Here is a 19,518-nt window from a genome sequence, read left to right as displayed (position 1 = left end):
CACCAATGACGCCATCGGCGCCGTGGTCGCGCCGCACGAAGAAAAGCCCCTGTTTCAGGCGACTTTGCATAAGTGTTGCGGTGGCGGCCACGCTGTTCTCCAACTCGTGTGCGTATGCGCAAGGCAGTGGCAGCGTCGCGCCTTCAGCGGGCACGAGTCATCCAGTTCACACGAACACCGCACAAGCGCAGCAGCAAACCTGCACGCCGCTCGCCGACAACCCGATCGTGTCGCAAGCGAGTCCGTCGCTGCCCGCACAGCCGAAGCGCATCGTCGTCCTCGAATTCATGTTCGCCGAAGACCTCGCTGCGGTCGGCATCACGCCGGTGGGCATGGCCGATCCCGAGTATTACCCGGTTTGGATCGGCTACGACAACGCACGTCTGGCGACGGTGCCCGATATCGGCACGCGGCAGGAGCCGAGTCTCGAGGCGATTGCAGCGGCCAAACCGGATCTGATTCTCGGCGTGGGTTTGCGACATGCACCCATTTTTGCGGCGCTCGAACGCATCGCGCCGACCGTACTGTTCAAGTACGGCCCGAACTTTAGCGAAGACGGCGCCCGCGTCACGCAGCTCGATTGGGGCCGCAAGATTTTGCGCACCATCGGCTGTCTCACGGGACGCGAGGAGGAGGCGCGCGCCGTCGAAGCCAAGGTCGACGCAGGTTTCGCCCGCGACGCGCAGCGTCTCGCCGACGCAGGCCGTCGTGGCGAACAGGTCGCGTGGTTGCAGGAATTGGGCTTGCCGGACCGTTACTGGGCATTCACCGGCAACAGCACGGCGGCAGGCGTCGCGCACGCGCTCGGACTCAGCTTGTGGCCCGCCGAAGCGACGCGCGAAGGCACGGCGTACGTGAGTTCGGAAGATTTGTTGAAGAAACCGAAGCTGACCGTGCTGTTCGTCAGCGCGACTGAAACGGATGTCCCGCTTGCCACCAAACTCGATTCGCCGATCTGGCGTTTCGTGCCGGCTCGCAGCGCGGGGCGCGTTGGGCTCGTCGAGAGGAATATCTGGGGATTTGGCGGGCCGATGTCGGCGCTGCGGCTTGCGGATACGATGACTGATACGTTGTTGTCGTTGCCGCCACCTGCAGTGAAAAAATAAGCGGCTTCTATTGAGACTTGCTGCGCGCCTGAACAACGGCGTCCAGCAAGTCTATTCACCTCATCATCCGATCGTACCGTTGGCCACCGCCGGCTTCAGCACCGCTTGTGCCGAACCATGCGTCTCACTGACGATACTGCCATTCTCCAGCTTCAACACCCGATCCGCGAGATGGAAGTACCGGTCATCATGGCTGATCACCAGCACGGTCTTACCGCGCGAGCGCAGTTCCGGCAGCAGTTGTTCATAGAACACCGCTTTGAACTGCGGGTCCTGATCCGCGGCCCATTCGTCGAACAGATAGAACGGCCGGTCTTCCAGATACGCGACCACCAACGCCAGGCGTTTGCGCTGGCCAGTGGAAAGCGCTCGCGTAGAGAACGCACCGTTCACCACCTGCACCTTGTGATCGAGCGCGAGCTTCGCGACCAGCGCGTTGGCACGGGCATCCGCCTGCGCGCGCGAGGCGTCGTTCGGATCGACGATGCCGAGCAGCGCGTCGAACAGATGGAAATCGTTGAACACGGCCGTGAAGCGCTGACGATAGGCGGCGCGTTCAGCTAAGCCGACCGCCTTGCCGTCCAGTTCGATCGTACCGTCTTCGGGTTCATAGAGACCGGTCAGCACTTTCGCGAGCGTCGTCTTGCCGCTGCCGTTGCCGCCCACGATGAACACCAGCTCGCCAGGCCTGAAGGTCAGATTGACCGGCCCGACGCGGAACATCCGCTCGTCGCGCTCATGAAAGTACGAATGCGTGACGTTGCTGAGCGTGAGCGTGCGATACGGCGCGTGCGAAGCGTTTTCATCGGGCGGTGGCGAGGTGCGCAGCGCGCCGAATTCGCCCATCACCTTCTCGATGCGATCGAGCGAGACGCGCGCCGCATTGAGCGTCGGCACGTTGTTGAGCAGACCGTCCAGCGGCAGCAGCATGAACAGGAACACCACCACGTAGCCCGATGCCGACGGCGCATCGGCGTGCACGCCGAGTGCCGGCCAGAACGCGGCGACGCCCAGAAACACATAAAACAGGAACACGATCCAGCCGACCCCGACCGCATAGGCGCTGAACGCCTTACGCCGATGGTCGCGCACTTCGTCGATGGCCGAGCCCAGCTGGCCGTCCACGAACTGACGCGAACGCGCCTGATGCAGCTTCAGTTCCTTCGCACCGGTGAAGAGCGCGCCGAGATAGCCGAACAGTTTGTCCTGCGAGCGGCCCGCGGCTTCGAGCGAGGCGATCGCGCGTTTGTCGCCGGCGTGATAGCCGAGCGAGCCGACCAGGATCGCGGCCACCGCGAGCAGGCAGACCGGCCACGACAGCCACGCCAGATAACCGAGGCAGCCGAACACGATCGAGCCATGCATCACCAGATTGGGCAGCGCGAAGAACAGCATCGACACGTTGGTGGCGTCGTCGGTCAGTACGGACTGCACGGGCGCCGCGCCGATACGTTCGACATCGCGCAACTCGGCTTCGGCGACGCGCCGCGCGACGTGTTCGCGCAACTGCGCCATCGTGTCCTGCGAGAGGCGCGCGAACAGCACGCCGGTGATCACGCGCGTGACGAGCGCGACGACCGCGCACAACGCGAAGCGCATCGCGAGCGACATATCGGCGGCGCCCGGTTGTGAGAGCGCGCGGCTAAGTGTCGCCACGAGCAGCACGCTGGCGATGCCGTTCAGCACGCAGGCCGTCAGCGCGATCGCGAAGGAACCGCGAGAGCGCTTGAGCAGCGCCACGATTAGGCGCATGGCGGGTTTGCCCGCAGGGTTGGAGGGAGGTGAAGCAGACGAGGGTGGCGCGTCGTAGCGCTCGTTGGCAGCGGTCATCGGCAATGTGTCGCAGTGGGTCGCAAATGGATCGGCGAATGGCGGCGCATGCGTGCATGTGGCCATTCAGCGGGGCGCAAAGACACGCCCCTCGCCTGATAGACGAATGGGCGAAGCAAACATTTACCGTGCGCGTTCCTCTGCCACGTCAAAAAGATGCAGTCCAAATAAAAACAACGCACGCGGTAAAGATTTGCGATCGCGGATCGTCACACCAATGAAGCGGCCCATTGCGGCCTGCGACTTGGCCTATGCGGCCAGTTCTAACGGATTTCATGCCCATGACGAGCTTCCCGATTGCGTTGCACCACCAGATCCGCGCCATGGCGCGCATCGATCCCGATGCGCCCGCGCTGGCGTCCTTCACGCCGCATACCGTGCGGCTGACGCGCGGTGAACTGGACAGTCGCGCGGCGCGGCTTGCCGCACGGCTGCGCGCAGCGGGTGTGACGACTGAAGTGCGTGTGGGTGTTTGCGTCGCGCGTTCCTGCGATCTGTTCGTCGCATTGCTCGCTGTATTGAAGGCGGGCGGCGTGTTCGTCGCGCTCGATCCGCGTCATCCGGCGGCGCGCCTCGATTGGGTCGCGCGGGATGCGGGGCTCGTGCACGGCATCGTCGACGGGTCCGCGGATGCGGCGATGCGTGCGCGTTTCACGCAATGCTTCGACGTTGCAAGCGCTGCTGCGACAGATGTGGCGGCGCCTCGTTTCGACGGCGATGCAGAAGACACGCCGGTGCATCCGCGCGCGGCGGCCTACATGATCTACACGTCGGGGTCGACCGGCACGCCGAAAGCCGTGGCCGTCGAACACGGGCCGCTTGCCGCGCACGGTGAAGCGCTCGCTGGCTCGTTGCCGATCGGTGCCAATGACCGCGTGCTGCATTTCGCATCGGTCAATTTCGACGTCTCGATCGAAGCGTGGTTAGTACCGCTTGCCGTCGGCGGCAGCGTGGTGATCAGTGATCCACCGCCGTTCGCGCCGGAAACCACGCATGCGTTCATGCTGCGTGAAGGCGTTACCAATACGACGCTGCCGCCTGCTTATGTGCGCGAGTTCGCGAACGTTTGCGAGCGCCTCGGCGTGCCGCCTTCGCTGCGCACGCTGCTGTTCGGCGGCGAAGCGATGTCGCAAGACAGTTTCGACGAGATTCGCCGCGTGTTCCCGTCGGTGCGTCTCGTCAATGGCTATGGACCGACCGAGGCGGTGATCTCGCCGATGTTGTGGCCCGTCGATCCGGGCATGACACCGGCACTCGAGGACGGCAATGGTTTTGCCTCGCTGCCGATCGGTTGGCCGATCGGGCGACGCGTGGCGCGCATCGACGGCGCGGCGCAACTGGGCGAAAGCGGCGAACTGCTGCTCGGCGGCGTGTGTCTCGCGCGCGGCTATCACGGCCGCGCGGCGCTGACAGCTGAACGTTTTCTGCCGGATCCGACTGGCGAACCGGGCGAACGGATTTACCGCACCGGCGACCTCGCGCGTGAACGCGCGGACGGCTCGTTCGATTATCTCGGCCGCATCGACGATCAGGTTCAGGTGCGCGGCGTGCGCGTCGAACCCGGCGAGATCGCGGCTTGTCTGCTGACGCATCCGGCAGTGGCCGACGCGGGTGTGCTGGCCGAATCTGCTCATGGCCGAACGCAACTGATCGCATGCGTCGTGCTGCAAGACACACTCGACGATGCCGCGCTGCAGGCGCATCTCGCCGCGCATTTGCCGCAGGCGTGGATGCCGCATCGTTTGGTGCGCTTCGAGCGCCTGCCGTATACGTTGAACGGCAAGCTCGATCGCGCCGCATTGCGCGACTTCATTGCCACGATGCCGGCTGTCGTCGATGCGAATCACGTCGCGCCTCGAACCGCTACCGAAACGCGCCTCGCCACGCTTTGGCAAACCCTGTTGAACGACCCTGCGCCGATCGGCTGCAGCGACCGCTTCTTCGCACGCGGCGGCGATTCGCTCGCAGCGACGCAATTGCAGGCGGCGATCCGCATCGAATGGCGCGTGAATCTACGGCTCGACGCGTTGTTCGACGATCAACCGCTCGAAGCGCTGGCGCGTCTGATCGATGCCAGCGAGACTGAAACGTCGGTGGGTTCGCATGCCATCACTGTCGTGCGGACCGCCGATGCGCCGTTCATGGATCGTGCCGCGTCGTTCGCTCAACAGCGGTTCTGGGTGCTCGCGCAAACACAGGACGCCGGCGCGGCTTATCACGTTGCCGTGCAATGGGATGTGCAAGGCGCACTCGATATCGGTACGCTGCAACGCGCGCTCGATTGTTTGATCGCGCGTCATCAGGCGTGGCGAACGACGCTGGTCGAGTCCGACGACGGCATCGTCGTGCAACGCATTCATGCCCGCTTACCGGTTGCGATTGCGCAAATCGACTTGCGCGGCGCCGGCGAGCCCGAGCGTGCATCGCGCTTGGTGGCGTTCACGGAACAACATGTCGGCGCGCCTTTCGATCTGTCGAAAGGTCCGTTGGTGCGCGCCGCGCTCGTTACGGTCACTGACGACACGCAGCGCTTCCTGTTGACCGCGCATCATTCGATCAGCGACGGCTGGAGTTCGCGCTGTGCGTTCGAAGAACTGCGCGCCGCCTACGCCGCTTTCGCGACGGGAAACGAGCCGCAATTGCCCGCGTTGACGGTGCAGTACGCCGACTACGCGCAATGGCAACGCGACTGGCTCGCGGCCGGCGAAGGCGAAAGGCAACTGGCTTACTGGCGCGACGCATTGCGCGACGCGCCCGAAGCGCTAGCACTGCCGCTAGACCGGCCGCGCTCGCCGGAGCACGACTATCGCGGCGGCCGCCTCGCGCTGCGTTTGCCCGTGGCGCTATCCGAAGCCGTGCGCGAAACGGCGCGACGCGCGCAGGCATCGCCGTTCACGGTACTGCTTGCCGCCTTCGACGCCTGGCTTTACCGATTGACCGGCGCGACCGATGTCGTCGTGGCCGCGCCGATCGCGCATCGGCAGCGGGCGGAGACTGCGCCGCTGGTAGGTCTTTTCCTCAACACGCTTGCGCTGCGCGCGCGCGTAGCGCCGGACCAATCGTTCGCTGCGTTGCTCGACGGTGTACGCCGTTCCGCGTTCGATGCGTTCGCGCATCAGGATGTACCGTTCGATCAGGTGCTCGATGCCGTCAAGCCGCCGGTGCGGCGCGGCGATGCCTGGCTGAAGGTCAAGTTCGCGCAGCAGTTCGATCTGGAACTGTCGGCTGAATTGCCGGGCGCTTCGGTGCGCATGTCGCCGGGGCTGGACCTCGCCGCGCGCTTCGACTACGCGCTCGATTTCACGGACGACCCGCGTGGCATCGAGCTTGTCGTCGCGTATGCGCTCGACGGTATCGACGAACGGACTGCGCAGGCATGGCTGCACAGCTACGCCGCGCTCGTCGCCGATGCCGTGCGCGATCCGCAGCGTGCGATTGCCGAACTGGATTGCGCGGATAGCGCCGACTATCGCGCCGCGCGGCGTGGCCGCGAGTTGAAGCCGGCGGCTGGCAACGTGCTCGCGCTGTTCGCGCGGCATGCGTGTGAAACACCGCATCGCGTGGCGCTCGCGGACGCCGATACTCAGCTGACGTATGCCGAAGTCGACGCAGCGTCGGATCGTATCGCGTTCGCTTTGCGGGAGCGTGGGGTAAGTGCAGAGCAACCGGTGGCCGTGTGTATCGAGCGGTCGGTGCGCTTTGCCGCCGCGCTGATTGGCGTGATGAAGTCCGGTGCGTACGTCGTACCGCTCGATCCTGCCGCGCCGCATGAGCGTCTGACGGCTTCGGTTGAGGCATGTGGCGCGCGGTGGATCCTGACAACAAGTAAAGACGTCACGACTGTAGGCGCAGCGACCGCGCTCGATTTCGATACGCTCACGCAAGCGTCATCGTCGGCGAGCGTGGGTGACACGACCGCAACCGCGTCGCACACGCCCCCGTTGGCGAATCAAGCCGCCTACCTGATCTTCACTTCGGGCTCGACCGGCACGCCGAAAGGCGTGGTCATCTCGCATGGCGCACTGGCCGACTATGTCGAGGGCATGCTGGACGAACTCGCATTCGTCGCCGACGCATCCATGGCAATGGTCTCCACCGTCGCTGCCGACCTCGGCCATACGACGCTATTCGGCGCGCTGTGCTCGGGCCGCACGCTGCATCTGCTGCCTGCGCAATGCGCGTTCGATCCCGATCGCTTCGCGTACGAAATGCGCACGCGCAACGTCGGCATTCTCAAGATCGTGCCGAGTCACCTGCACGCGCTGCTCGACGCGCAACATCCGGCCGATGTGCTGCCCGCGCATGCGCTGGTGACAGGCGGCGAAACGCTGCCTTGGTCGCTGGTTGAGCGAATCGCGGTAATCAAGCCGGCCTGCCGCGTGATCAATCACTATGGCCCGACCGAAGCAACGGTGGGCGCGTTGACGTGCGACACGTCTTCGCCAGCGCAAGCCGCAGTGTATGCGCTGAGCGCGCACGCCGTGCCGCTCGGTCTGCCATTGCCGAACGCCTATGCCTGCGTGCTCGACAGCCACGGCGCGAGCGTGCCGCCGGGCGCAATCGGCGAGTTGTATCTCGGCGGACCGGGTTTGGCGCGCGGCTATCTGAATCGCGCCGCCGCGACCGCCGAGCGTTTCGTACCGAATCCATTCGCGCCGGGCGAGCGTCTTTACCGAACGGGCGACCGCGTGAGACTGCGCGCAGATCATCGTCTGGATTTTCTGGGCCGGCTCGACGATCAGGTAAAGATTCGCGGCTACCGCGTCGAACCTGGCGAGGTCAGTGCGGCACTGCGCGCACTCGACGGTATCGCTCAAGCCGAAACACTTGCTGTCGAGCAGGAAGGGCGTTTGCGTTTGGCATCGTTCGTCGCGTTGACGAGCGGTGCGCGCTTCGACGAAGCCGCATTACGCGCGGCATTGAGCGCCCGTTTGCCGGACTACATGGTGCCGGCCGTGTTGCAGCGTGTCGTCACCTTGCCTGTGACCGCCAACGGCAAGGTGGACCGCGCGGCATTGCGGGCGCTGGCGGCTGCACCGGCGCCGCTGGTGGCCACGGGCGATGCGCCGCAAGGCGCAACGGAAGAAGTCCTCGCCGCCGTCTGGATGGACGTGCTCAAAGCCGAACGCGTAGGCCGCGACGACAACTTCTTCGAGCTGGGCGGCGATTCGATTCTGGTGTTGCAGGTGATCGCCCGTTCGCGCAAGCGCGGCGTGCGCTTTACGCCGAAGCAACTGTTCGATGCGCCCACGCTCGCGCAACTCGCGCGTGTCGCGACGACGGTGGATGTTGCTGTACAACAGGCTGCACCGGGCGCATCGAAGGCGCAAGCCGTACCATCCAAACTTGAGCAGTCCGCCGCGCTCACACCTGCGCAACTGCGTTTCTTTGCACTGGAGATTCCGCAGCGTGGCCACTGGAATCAATCCATCGAACTCGACACGCAAGCGCCTTTCGACTTCGACGCTTTCGCGCGCGCATTCGAAACGCTGCTGACACACCACGAAATTTTCCGCCAGCGTTTCACACCGGTTGGTGCGCAAGGCGAATGGCGACTGACTTTGGGCGAGCGCGCATTCGAAACACTGCCGCTCGCCGCAGTTTCCGCACGCGACGAAGCCGACGCGCTAGCCCAATTCGACGCATTGCAAAGCACGCTCGATCTGAAGCACGGCCCGCTCGTCTGCGCATTGGCCGCGCTGCTGCCCGACGGCACGACGAAGCTCTATCTGGCGATCCACCACATCATCGTCGACGGCGTGTCGTGGCGTGTGCTGCTGGATGATCTCGACGCCGCCTATCGCGCCGCTTGCGAGCGCCGCAGCGTGCGACTCGCATCGACGGGAACGAGCGCGCAGGAATGGGCGGCACGGCTGGCACGCGCCGCGCTCGACATCACGAACTCTCCGTTTGCCGCCGAACTGCCGTACTGGACCGCGCTCGCCGCGCCGTACGACGATCTGCCGCTCGACCGTCCGCAAGCCAAGGCGAGCAACGCCGACGCGCAATCCGTGATCCAGACCATCGGCGCCGATCTGACGCGGGCCGCGTTGACGGAAGCGAATGCCGCTTACCGTACGCAGATGATCGAACTGCTGATCGCGGCGCTGGCGCAGTCGCTCGATATGCCCGTGTGCCGTATCGAACTCGAAGGCCACGGCCGTGAGGCTTTGTTCGACGACGTCGACGTCAGCCGCACGCCTGGCTGGCTCACGAGTCACTATCCGGTGCAGTTCACGCTTGAAAGCACGCCGGCGGCCACGCTCGGCGCGGTCAAGGACACACTGCGCGCGGTGCCGAACAAAGGCCTCGGCTTTGGCGTGCTGCGCCACTACGGCGACACGGCGACGCGCGCCGCGCTCGCCGCCGTGCCGCGCCCGCATGTGACCTTCAACTATCTCGGCCAGTTCGACGCGCCGCGCGATGCGGTGCTCGTGCCGCGTTTCGGCGGCGCGGGCTGCGAGCGTGATCCAGCGGGGCCGATCGGCAATGCGCTGGCGATTCACGCCTATATCGACGGTGACGCCACGCGCACGCTCAAAGTCCATTGGGTCTACGGCGCGACGCAATTCGAGCGCGCCACGGTGGAAGCCATCGCGCAGCGCTTCGAAAGTGCGCTCGCGGACTTGACCGCCGCATGTGCGGCGCGTCTTGCGCAACGCGGCGGTGGCGCAACGCCAGGCGACTATCCGCTCGCGCGCGCGGGCGGTTTGACGCAGGCCGCGCTGGAGCGCGTGCCGCTCGACTTGCGCACCATCGACGACATCTATCCGCTTTCGCCGATGCAGCACGGCATTCTGTTCCATTCGCTGTTCGCGCCGGAGCAATCGACCTATGTGAATCAACTGGTCGCGACGTTGATCGAGCCGGACGTGCAACGCCTGCGCGCGGCATTCGAAGCCACCGTGCCGCGCCACGACATTCTGCGCACGAGCTTCACGCCGGTCGAAGCGACGCCGATGCAGCTCGTGCATCGCCAGGCGCGCATGCCGGTGGAGATTCTCGATTGGCGCGAGCGCGGTGCGGATGCGCATGATGCATTCGAAAGCTGGCTCAGCGCCGACCGTGCGCGCGGTTTCGATCTGACCTCGCCGCCGTTGATGCGCGTCGCGCTGATCCGCATCACGGACGACGCGTGGCGTCTCGTCTGGACGCGTCACCATTTGCTGCTCGACGGCTGGAGCACGGCGCGTTTCTTTGCCGACGTGCTGCGCGACTATATCGAACCGCTGCGTCCGCAACCCTTCGCGGCGCCCGCGAAGACGCGCTATCGCGACTTCATCGCGTGGCTGGCCGCGCGCGACTCAGAAAGCGAGCGCGCCTTCTGGTTGCAACGTCTTGCATTGCTCGAAGAACCGACGCTGGTTGCCGAACGTGAATCCGCGAGCCACCGCGAGCCGCAGCATTTCACGCGGCGTGAGTCGCTTGACGCGGCGACGATGGCACGTCTCACCGATATCGCGCGCCGTCTGAAGATCACGGTCAACACGATGGTGCAGGGTGCATGGGCGCTCGCCTTGCAGCGGATGACGCATCACACTGCCGTCGCTTTCGGCGCGACCGTCGCCGGCCGTCCTGATGCCTTGCCGGACGTCGACACCGTGCTCGGTCTTTTCATCAACACACTGCCGGTGATTACCGCACCGCTGCCGCAACGCCGCGCATCGGCATGGCTGCACGATTTGCAGCGCGACAATGCCGCGGCTGCGGAGCACGCACATACGCCGCTGTACGAAATCCAGCAATGGGCCGGCCAAGGCGGTGGCGCATTGTTCGACACGCTGCTCGTGTTCGAAAACTATCCCGTGGATGAAGCATGGCAAGGGCGCGACGAGCGCGCGCTCAAGCTGCGTGAGTTGCGCAATATCGAAGCGACGGATTTCGCGCTCACGCTGGTGATCGAAGCGGGTGCCACGCTCACGATCGACTACGGCTACGATGCCGCGCAACTCGATGAGACGCGCGTCGCCGCATTGCATCGCGCGTTTGCCACTTGCCTTGCGGGCTTGATTGCCGATCCGGACGCACCGCTCGGCACGATTTCAATTTCCACCGCCGACGATCTGACCACGCTGGCCCGCATCAACTCGACCACCCACGTGTGGCCGCACGCGCAACAGCAGGCGCTGCATCGCCAGTTCGAACAGAAGGCGCTGGCGTCGCCGGATGCTATCGCGCTCGAATTCGTCGACTCGCAAGGGCACACGCAGCAGATGACCTACGGCGAGCTCGATGCGAACGCCGATCGTGTCGCCGCCTCGCTCATCGAAGCCGGCGTGCGCGCGGACACGGCGGTGGCGCTGTGCGTCGAGCGATCGTTCGACATGGTCGTGGCGCTGATCGGCGTGCTCAAAGCGGGCGCTGCTTATCTGCCCATCGACCCCGACTATCCGGCGGACCGCATCGCGTATCTGCTCGGCGACGCGAAGCCCGCAGTCGTGCTGATACAGCCGCATCTGCTGGAACGCATCGCGGCGGCGGTCGACAGCACCCGCACAAAAGTCCTGACCGTCGACGCACTACGCGGCGCCGACTTTACGCTCAGCGCTCCCGTGGCAGTCTCGCCCGATCAGCTTGCTTACCTGATCTACACGTCTGGTTCGACCGGCAAGCCGAAGGGCGCGGGCAATACGCATCGCGCGCTGGCAAACCGCATTGCGTGGATGCAGGACGCGTATCGACTCGATGCCAACGATGTCGTGTTGCACAAGACGCCGTTCGGTTTCGACGTGTCGGTGTGGGAATTCGTGTGGCCGCTCGCCGTCGGCGCGAAGCTCGCGATTGCGGCGCCCGGCGACCATCGCGATCCGGCGCGCCTCGTCGCGGCAATCGAAACACACTGTGTCACGACGCTGCATTTCGTGCCGTCGATGCTCGCCGCCTTCGTCGCTCATCTGGAAGACTTCCACGCGGCGGCGCGCTGCACGAGCATCGAGCGGATCGTCGCCAGTGGCGAAGCGCTCGCGCCGGAACTAGTGGCTCGCGTCGCAAAACAATTGCCCCACGCGCGGCTCTACAACCTCTACGGCCCCACTGAAGCCGCCATCGACGTTTCGCACTGGACATGCGGCGCGCCCGATGCAGACGCGGCGTCCGTGCCGATCGGTCATCCGATTGCGAACGTGCAACTGCACGTGCTCGACGCGGCGTTGCAGCCGCTGCCGCAAGGCGCGATCGGCGAACTGTACCTGGGCGGCGTGGGATTGGCGCGCGGCTACCTCGGCCGTGCTGCGTTGACGGCGGAACGCTTCGTTCCCGATCCGTTCTCGCATGGAGCACGGCTTTATCGAACCGGTGACCTTGCACGCCGCCGCGCGGACGGCGCGCTCGACTATCTCGGCCGCATGGATACGCAGGTGAAGTTACGTGGCCAGCGCATCGAGCCCGGCGAAATCGAAGCGCTGTTGCGTGCGGCGCCGGGCGTGCATGACGCCGTGGTGATCGTGCGTGACGAGCAACTGATCGGCTACGTGGCGCGCGGCGCGGACAACGCGCTCGACACGCAGGCACTGCTCGACGATTTGCGCGCGCAACTGCCGTCATACATGGTGCCTTCGTATCTGATCGCGATGGATGCACTGCCGGTCACGCCGAACGGCAAATGCGACCGTCACGCGCTGCCGGCTCCCGTGCGCGGCATGGCCCCGGAAAACGCCGTCTGCGTGGCCGCCACCGAGACCGAGCGTGAACTCGCCGGGATCTGGAGACGGGTGCTGCGTGTCGACACGATTGGCCGCGACGACGACTTCTTCGCGCTGGGCGGTCACTCGCTGCTCGCGACACAAGCCAACGCGCAGGCGAACCTGCACTGGACGCTGATTCTGCCGCTGCGCACCTTGTTTGACGAACGCACCTTGCAGCGCTGTGCCGCCGCGATCGATCGCGCGCTTGCCGAGCGCGGTGCACACGGCGCGGGTGATACCGCGAGCGCGATCGATGCACTCCTCGACGAATTCGAGCTGCAATAAGCCCAATACGCGGCCCAATACGCCGCCCAACACGTCGATCCGTCGACCAGCCGACCCGTACTGAGACAACCCAGCATGACCACTGCCAAACCGGATCTGCTTTCCCTCGCGTCACGCTTCGCGCTGTTGCCGGATGCGCAGCGCAAGGCCTTTCTCGCGAAGCTCGACGCCGCCGGCATCGATTTTCGCGTGCTGCCGATTCCACCGCGCGCCGAGCGCACGGCGAGCGTGCCGGCTTCGTTTGCGCAAACGCGTTTGTGGCTGCACGCGCGGATGATCGATGAACCGGCGGCGTATCACATCACCGAACGCTTACGGCTCGACGGCGCGCTCGATGCCAACGCGCTGCGTCTTTCGTGCGATGCGCTGATCGCGCGTCACGAAGCGCTGCGTACGACCTTCACCGAAAGCGGCGACGGCGTGTTGCAAACGGTGCATGCGCCGTCGCGCTGCCCCTGGCACGCGAGTGACGTGAGCGCATTGCCCGCGGATCAGCGCGAGACGCGCGCCGCCGACATCGCACGGGCCGACGAAGCGAAGTCCTTCGATCTGTCGCTCGGGCCGTTGATGCGCGCGCACCTGATTCGTCTCGACGCGACCACGCACTGGTTCGCGCTGACGACGCATCACATTGTCTCCGACGGCTGGTCCGCGGACGTGATACTGGCCGAACTGGCGTCGTTTTATCGCGCGTATGCGAAGAGCGAAGCGGTGTCGCTCGCGCCGTTGCCGATCCAGTACGCCGACTTCGCGTTGTGGCAGCGCCGCTGGCTCGACGCGGGAGAACGTGAGCGCCAGTTGGCGTTCTGGCGCGAACGGCTGGATGCGAATCGCGACGTGCTGATGTTGCCAGGCGCCGCACCGCGTCCGGCGCAGCGCAGCGCGCGTGGTGCAAGGCATCGGTTCGTTATCGATGCCGCGCTCGCGCAGCAGGTAAAGACACTGGCCAATGCGCAGCGCGCGACGCCGTTTGCCGTCTTGCTGGCGGCATTGAGTGCTTTGCTCGCGCGCTCGTCGGGTGAAACGCAGATTCAGATCGGTGTACCCGCGGCGAATCGCGATCGCGGCGAAGTGGCCGGGCTCGTCGGCTTCTTCGTGAACACGCTCACGTTGGCCGCGCCGGTTCCCCCAGCGCAGCCGTTTGCTTGGTTGGTCGGCGCGACGCAGCAAACGCTGATCGACGCCCAATCGCATCAGGACGTGCCGTTCGAACAGGTGGTCGAAGCGCTCGGCGTGGTGCGCAGCGCGAGTCATCATCCGCTGTTTCAGGTGATGGCCGCTTATGGCGCGCGGCGCCGTCTGCCGTCGCTCGCGGAAGTGCGCATGACGGAGTTGCCGTCGGGTGCGCCGTTTGCCAAGTTCGATTTGACGCTGAGCTTCGAGGAACGGGACGACGGTTCGATCGATGTCTACTTCATCTACGCGCTCGACCTGTTCGACGCCGATGCGATAGAGCGCGTCGCTGCGCGATTCATCGAGTTGCTGTCGAATGCGATGGCAGCACCCGCCATCGCGGTTGGAGATTTGCAGTGGTTGCCGCAAGCGGAGCGCGCACAACTCGACGCGTGGAATAGCACGGCGCTCCCGCATGAGACGGGATTCAGGCCGGTGCATCAGCGCGTGGCCGACCACGCTGACGCGCGGCCGGACGCGCGGGGCGTCGCGGATATGCATCGCTCGCTTACGCGCGGCGAAGTGGATGCGCAAGCCGCGCGTTTGGCGCAACGCCTCGTCGCGGCAGGAGTGAGTGCGGAGATGCGGGTCGGCGTGGCGCTGAGCCGGTCGGTGGACCTGCTGGTCGGTCTGATCGCCGCGCTGAAATCCGGCGGTGCATTCGTGCCGCTGGACCCGAGCCATCCGCGTGAGCGTCTTGCACAGATTCTCGACGATGCGCAGATCACGCACGTCATCACGGAACGCGCGAGTCTCGCAGCGTTGCCGGAGTCGGATCGTCTGCGGTTGTGGCTGATCGACGAGGAACCGCCGGTTAACGAACAGTCGGCGGCGGATGTCGAGTTGCCGCGTGTGTCGCCGCACCAGGCGGCATATGTGATTTATACGTCGGGTTCGACGGGCAAGCCGAAGGGCGTGGTGGTCGATCACGGTTCGTTTGCATTGCACTGCGCGGCGATCGCGGAGCGCTACGGCGCAGGCGAGCGTGACGTGTTCCTGCTGTTCCAGTCGGTCAATTTCGACGGCGCGCATGAAGGCTGGTTCTCGCAGTACATGTCCGGCGCGGCTGTGGCGATCACGGCGGACACGCTGTGGCCGCCCGCGCAAACCTGCCGGATGATGGTGCGCGAAGGCGTGACCATGACCTACGTGCCGCCCGGTTGCGCGACCCAACTCGCCGAGTGGGCACTCGCACACGGTGCGCCGCCGAGCTTGCGTTCGCTGACGGTGGGCGGTGAAGCCACCTCGCGTGAAGCGTTCGCGCTGATGCGCAGGGCGTTTCCGAATGCGCGCATCGTCAACGGTTATGGGCCGACTGAAACCGTCATCACGCCGATGCTGTGGATGTTCTATCCGACCGACGACAGTACGAAGCTCGCGGACAGCGCCTATCTGCCGATCGGCACGCTGGTCGGCGCGCGTTCGGCGCATGTGCTCGATTCACGCTTGAATCCGCTGCCGGTCGGCGTGATCGGCGAGTTGTATCTGGGCGGCGAGGGCGTGGGTGTCGCGCGCGGTTATCTCGACCGGCCGGCGCTCACGGCCGAGCGCTTCGTGCCGGATCCGTTCGGCGCGCCGGGCGCGCGGCTCTATCGTACAGGCGACCTCGTCAAGCGGCGCGCGGACGGCGTGTTCGATTTTATCGGCCGCGTCGATCATCAGGTGAAGCTGCGCGGCTTGCGGATCGAACTGGGTGAGATCGAAGCGCAACTCGCCGCGCACGACGATGTGCGCGAAGCCGTGGCGATCGTGCATGGCAAGGGTGCGCAAGCGGCGCTGGTCGCGTATGTCGAATTGAGCGCCGAAGCGCGTGAACGCAGCACACGCGCGGATGCGGCCGAACTCGACGCGCATCTGCGTCATACGTTGCCCGACTATATGGTGCCCGCGCATATCGTCGTGCTCGACGCGTTGCCGCGCAATGCCAACAGCAAGGTGGACCGCGCGGCGTTGCCGGAGCCGCAGCGTGTCGCGCGTGCCTATCAGGCGCCCGCAGCGGGACTCGAAACCGCGCTCGCGCAGATTTTCCGCGAAGTGCTGGGTGTGGAGCGTGTCGGCCGCGGCGATCATTTCTTCGAGCTCGGCGGGCATTCGCTCGCGGCGGTTCGTGTCGCGACGCGCGTGGCCGAACGGCTCGCACGCGATGTGCCGGTGCGCACGCTCTTCGAAGCGCCGACGCTCGCGCAATACGCGCAGCGGGTGATGGCGGCGGCACGCAGCGAGGCGATGGCCGATGTCGGCAACGAAGCTTCGAGCGGCGCTTCGAGTTCACGCCTCGTGCCCGATGCGAACGGCGTGCTGCCGCTTTCTTCCGCGCAATTGAGTTTGTGGTTCCTGTGGCGCTCGCAGCCGGATAGCGCGGCCTACAACATTCCTGTTGCGCTGCGTTTGCGTGGCGCGCTCGATGTCGATGCATTGCGCGAAGCGTTTGCTCAGGCAGCTGCGCGGCATCCGGCGTTGCGTGTGCGGCTCGTTGAACGTGAAGGGCAATTGCCGGGCCAACGAGTCGCCGAGCCGATGTCATTTAAGCTCGGCATGATCGATCTGTCCGGCAATCCGACAGAAGCTGCCCGTGAGCATGCCGGTGTCGCGCTGACCGACGAAGACGCGCTCACGCCATTCCATCTGCTCGACGATGCCCCGCTCTGGCGTGTGCGCTTGGTGCGCCTTGCCGAGCAGGATCACGTGTTGTCGCTGGTCGTGCATCACATCGTGTCGGACGGTCAGTCGATCGATCTATGGCTCGATGATGTACGGACCACTTATGTCGCGATTGTGCGAGGCGCGTCGCCGGCGGTTTCGGTATCGGGATCGCCCTTGCATCAGGAACTGATCCTGCCGGTCGCCGCGGCGCGGGCGCGTCTATCGTTCTGGCGCGATGCGTTGGCGGATGTGCAGTCGCATGTGCTGCCGTCGCCCTCGTCGGGCCGTGCTGCGTCGCCGAGTTGGAGCGCCGGCCGTCTTGCGTTCGAATTCAGCCCGGCGCTCGTGCGCCGCGCCCGCTCGATGGCGCTCGAGGTTCACGCCACCTTGCCTATGTTGTTACACGCCGCGCTGAACGTAGCCTTCTATCGTGCGACGGGCGTCACCGATCAACCGGTCGGCGTTCTCGCCTCGACGCGTGAACTGACAGGCGAGGCCGCGCGCCGCGCGCTCGGACTCTTCATCAACGCCGTTGTCGTGCGCACGCGGCTCGCGAAAACCGACACGCCGGCAACGCTGCTCGCCGAAGTCCGAGACGCCGCGCTCGCCGCCTATGCGCATGCGGATACGCCATTCGCCGACGTGGTGGCGGCATTGCGCGCTCCGCGCAGCGAAGTCGCCAATCCGCTTTTCTCAGTGATGTTCAACTACCTGCGCCCGGCGGGAACAGCGGAACGCGACTGGGCCGGCCTCACGCTCGACGACTTCAACGACGTGCGGCATCGAGTGGTGTTCGAACTGGAACTGGATGTGGTCGAGCACGCCGACGGACGCGTGACCGGCGCTTTTTCGTATGCGAACGAGTTGGTGGACGGCCGCTTTGTCGAGGTACTGACCGCCGACTATCTGGACGTGGTGCAGCAGTTCGTCGATGCGCCGCATGAGCAACTGGGTGCTTCGGCGGCGCGCTTTGCATTGGAGTCCGCAAGCCTCGCGACCGGCGCGCAGGCAAGCACGACATCTCACGACGAAGCATCGCAGCGCGCCCAGGCGCTTGAACGCGTCTGGGGCGATCTCTTCGAGGGCAACACGCCCGCGCATCACGACGACCTGTTCGAGGCGGGCGCGAGTTCATTCGACGTGGTGCGCTTCGTCGATGCCGCGCGAGTCGCCGGCCATGCGCTGGAGATCGCCGACGTATTCGCCGCGCCGACCTTCGCGCAACTGGCGGTGAGGCTCGTCGCGCAGGCGTCGAACGTTGCTGCATTACGCGACGGCGCGTAGGCCGAGCACAAAACCCGGCAAAAAACGCAGTCAATAAAAAACGGCATCAATCACGAAAGATTTTCACCGGCCCGCGCATCCGGCGCGCCGGCTTCCACCGATAAGGACCTGCGACATGCACAGAGACACTGTATTTGATCTGATCGGAATCGGCTTCGGACCGTCGAATCTCGCGCTTGCCGTGCGGCTCGCCGAAGAGGCCGGCGTGTCGGACCTCGCGCATTGCTTCATCGAGCGTCAGCCGGAATTCGGCTGGCACCGCGGCATGCTGCTCGACGATTGCCGGATGCAGATTTCCTTCCTCAAGGATCTCGTGACGATGCGCGATCCGAAAAGCCGCTTCACGTTCATCAACTATCTCTACGAACGCGGACGTCTGGCGGATTTCGTCAATCTGAAGAACTTCTATCCGACGCGCGTGGAGTTCCATGATTACCTGAGCTGGGTCGCGGCGTCGTTCGACGATCGCGTGAACTATGGGCAGACCGTGACCGGCATCGAAGCGGTCAAGAGCGCCACGAATGCGAACGACGTCGAAGCGCTGCGGGTTTTCTCGCGCGATAGCGAAGGCCGTGAATGGCAACGTGTGACGCGGGCGCTGTCGGTCGGCATCGGCGGCGGTCCGCAGGTGCCGGAGGCGTTCGCCGCGCTCGGCACGCACAACATCGTGCATTCGTCGCAGTACCTGACTTCCATCGACCGCGCGGTCGGACCCGCGAGCGGCGCGCAAAAACGCGTGGCGGTGATCGGCGCGGGACAGAGCGCGGCCGAGGTGTTCGTCGATCTGACGCGCCGCTATCCGCACGTCGACGCGAGCCTCATCATTCGTTCGAGCGCGCTGAAACCCGCCGACGACAGCCCGTTCGTCAACGAAATCTTCAGCCCCGCTTTTACCGATATCGTCTACGCGCAGCCGCGCGACGGCCGCCGCTCGCTGATCGAGCGCTTTCGCGACACCAACTACGCGGTGGTCGACCGTCCGCTGATCGAGCAGATCTATGAAATGCTTTATGTGCAGAACGTGTCCGCCGATCCGCGCCACCGGCTGCTGGCGAACACCGGCATCGAAACGGCAGTGCGCACGGCCGGCGGCCAGATCGAACTCACATTGCGTGACCGTCTGAGCGGTCACGCACGCGCCGAGCAATTCGACGCGCTCGTGCTTGCAACGGGATATCGCCGCGACACCCATTTCGACTTGCTGGAAGGGCTTGCGCCGCATCTTGGCGATGCGCTCGCGCAAGGCAACGTCGAACGCGATTACCGGCTCGCCACGCCGGCGAGCTTCAAACCGCGCATTTACCTGCAGGGCTGCTGCGAAGACAGTCACGGGTTGTCCGACACGCTGCTGTCGGTGCTCGCGCTGCGCTCAGACGAAATCGCCGCTTCGCTCGCACATCACACATCGCAAGACCGGTCGGCCGGCCGGACACAACAAGCACAAGAAAACGCGACGAGCGTGGGCCGCATGGCCTTCGCTCTTTAATAAAAAGCGGTCTTTTGGCCGCGGAAGA

Annotated in this window: 5 protein-coding genes; 4 read left to right on the top strand and 1 reads right to left on the bottom strand. The window is 65.3% G+C overall.

What is annotated here, in order from left to right:
* Positions 1–5 precede the first annotated feature (5 nt).
* The gene (locus P0D73_RS08420; RefSeq protein WP_408177245.1) at positions 6–1,106 is read left to right on the top strand and encodes an ABC transporter substrate-binding protein; all 1,101 of its coding nucleotides are present in this window, start codon (positions 6–8) and stop codon (positions 1,104–1,106) included.
* 63 nt (positions 1,107–1,169) lie between these two features.
* Here the strand turns inward: P0D73_RS08420 and P0D73_RS08415 are convergent, their stop codons facing one another.
* Positions 1,170–2,936 carry a cyclic peptide export ABC transporter gene (locus P0D73_RS08415; protein ID WP_408283884.1) on the bottom strand — a complete coding sequence of 589 codons (1,767 nt, stop codon included), beginning with the start codon at positions 2,934–2,936 and terminating at the stop codon, positions 1,170–1,172.
* A 281-nt stretch (positions 2,937–3,217) separates the two neighbouring features.
* Here P0D73_RS08415 and P0D73_RS08410 point away from each other — a divergent pair, with 281 nt between their 5' ends.
* The 3 genes from P0D73_RS08410 (at position 3,218) to P0D73_RS08400 (ending at position 19,490) form a co-directional block, all read left to right on the top strand.
* Entirely contained in the window at positions 3,218–12,904 is a 9,687-nt protein-coding gene (locus P0D73_RS08410) for a non-ribosomal peptide synthetase (protein ID WP_408430883.1), read from the top strand.
* Between the two features lie 75 nt (positions 12,905–12,979).
* Positions 12,980–18,004 (top strand): non-ribosomal peptide synthetase, encoded by a 5,025-nt coding sequence (locus P0D73_RS08405; RefSeq protein WP_408430880.1) that lies wholly within the window; start codon positions 12,980–12,982, stop codon positions 18,002–18,004.
* Positions 18,005–18,119: 115 nt separating this feature from the next.
* A complete protein-coding gene (locus P0D73_RS08400) occupies positions 18,120–19,490 on the top strand; it encodes a lysine N(6)-hydroxylase/L-ornithine N(5)-oxygenase family protein (RefSeq protein ID WP_408430878.1) in 1,371 nt (456 codons plus the stop codon).
* Positions 19,491–19,518: the final 28 nt, after the last annotated feature.

It is taken from the genome of Paraburkholderia sp. RL18-101-BIB-B (genome assembly GCF_046026985.1).
Lineage (GTDB): Bacteria > Pseudomonadota > Gammaproteobacteria > Burkholderiales > Burkholderiaceae > Paraburkholderia.
The sequence above is the reverse complement of the archived record's forward strand: the minus strand, read 5'-3'. Positions and strand labels throughout refer to the sequence as shown.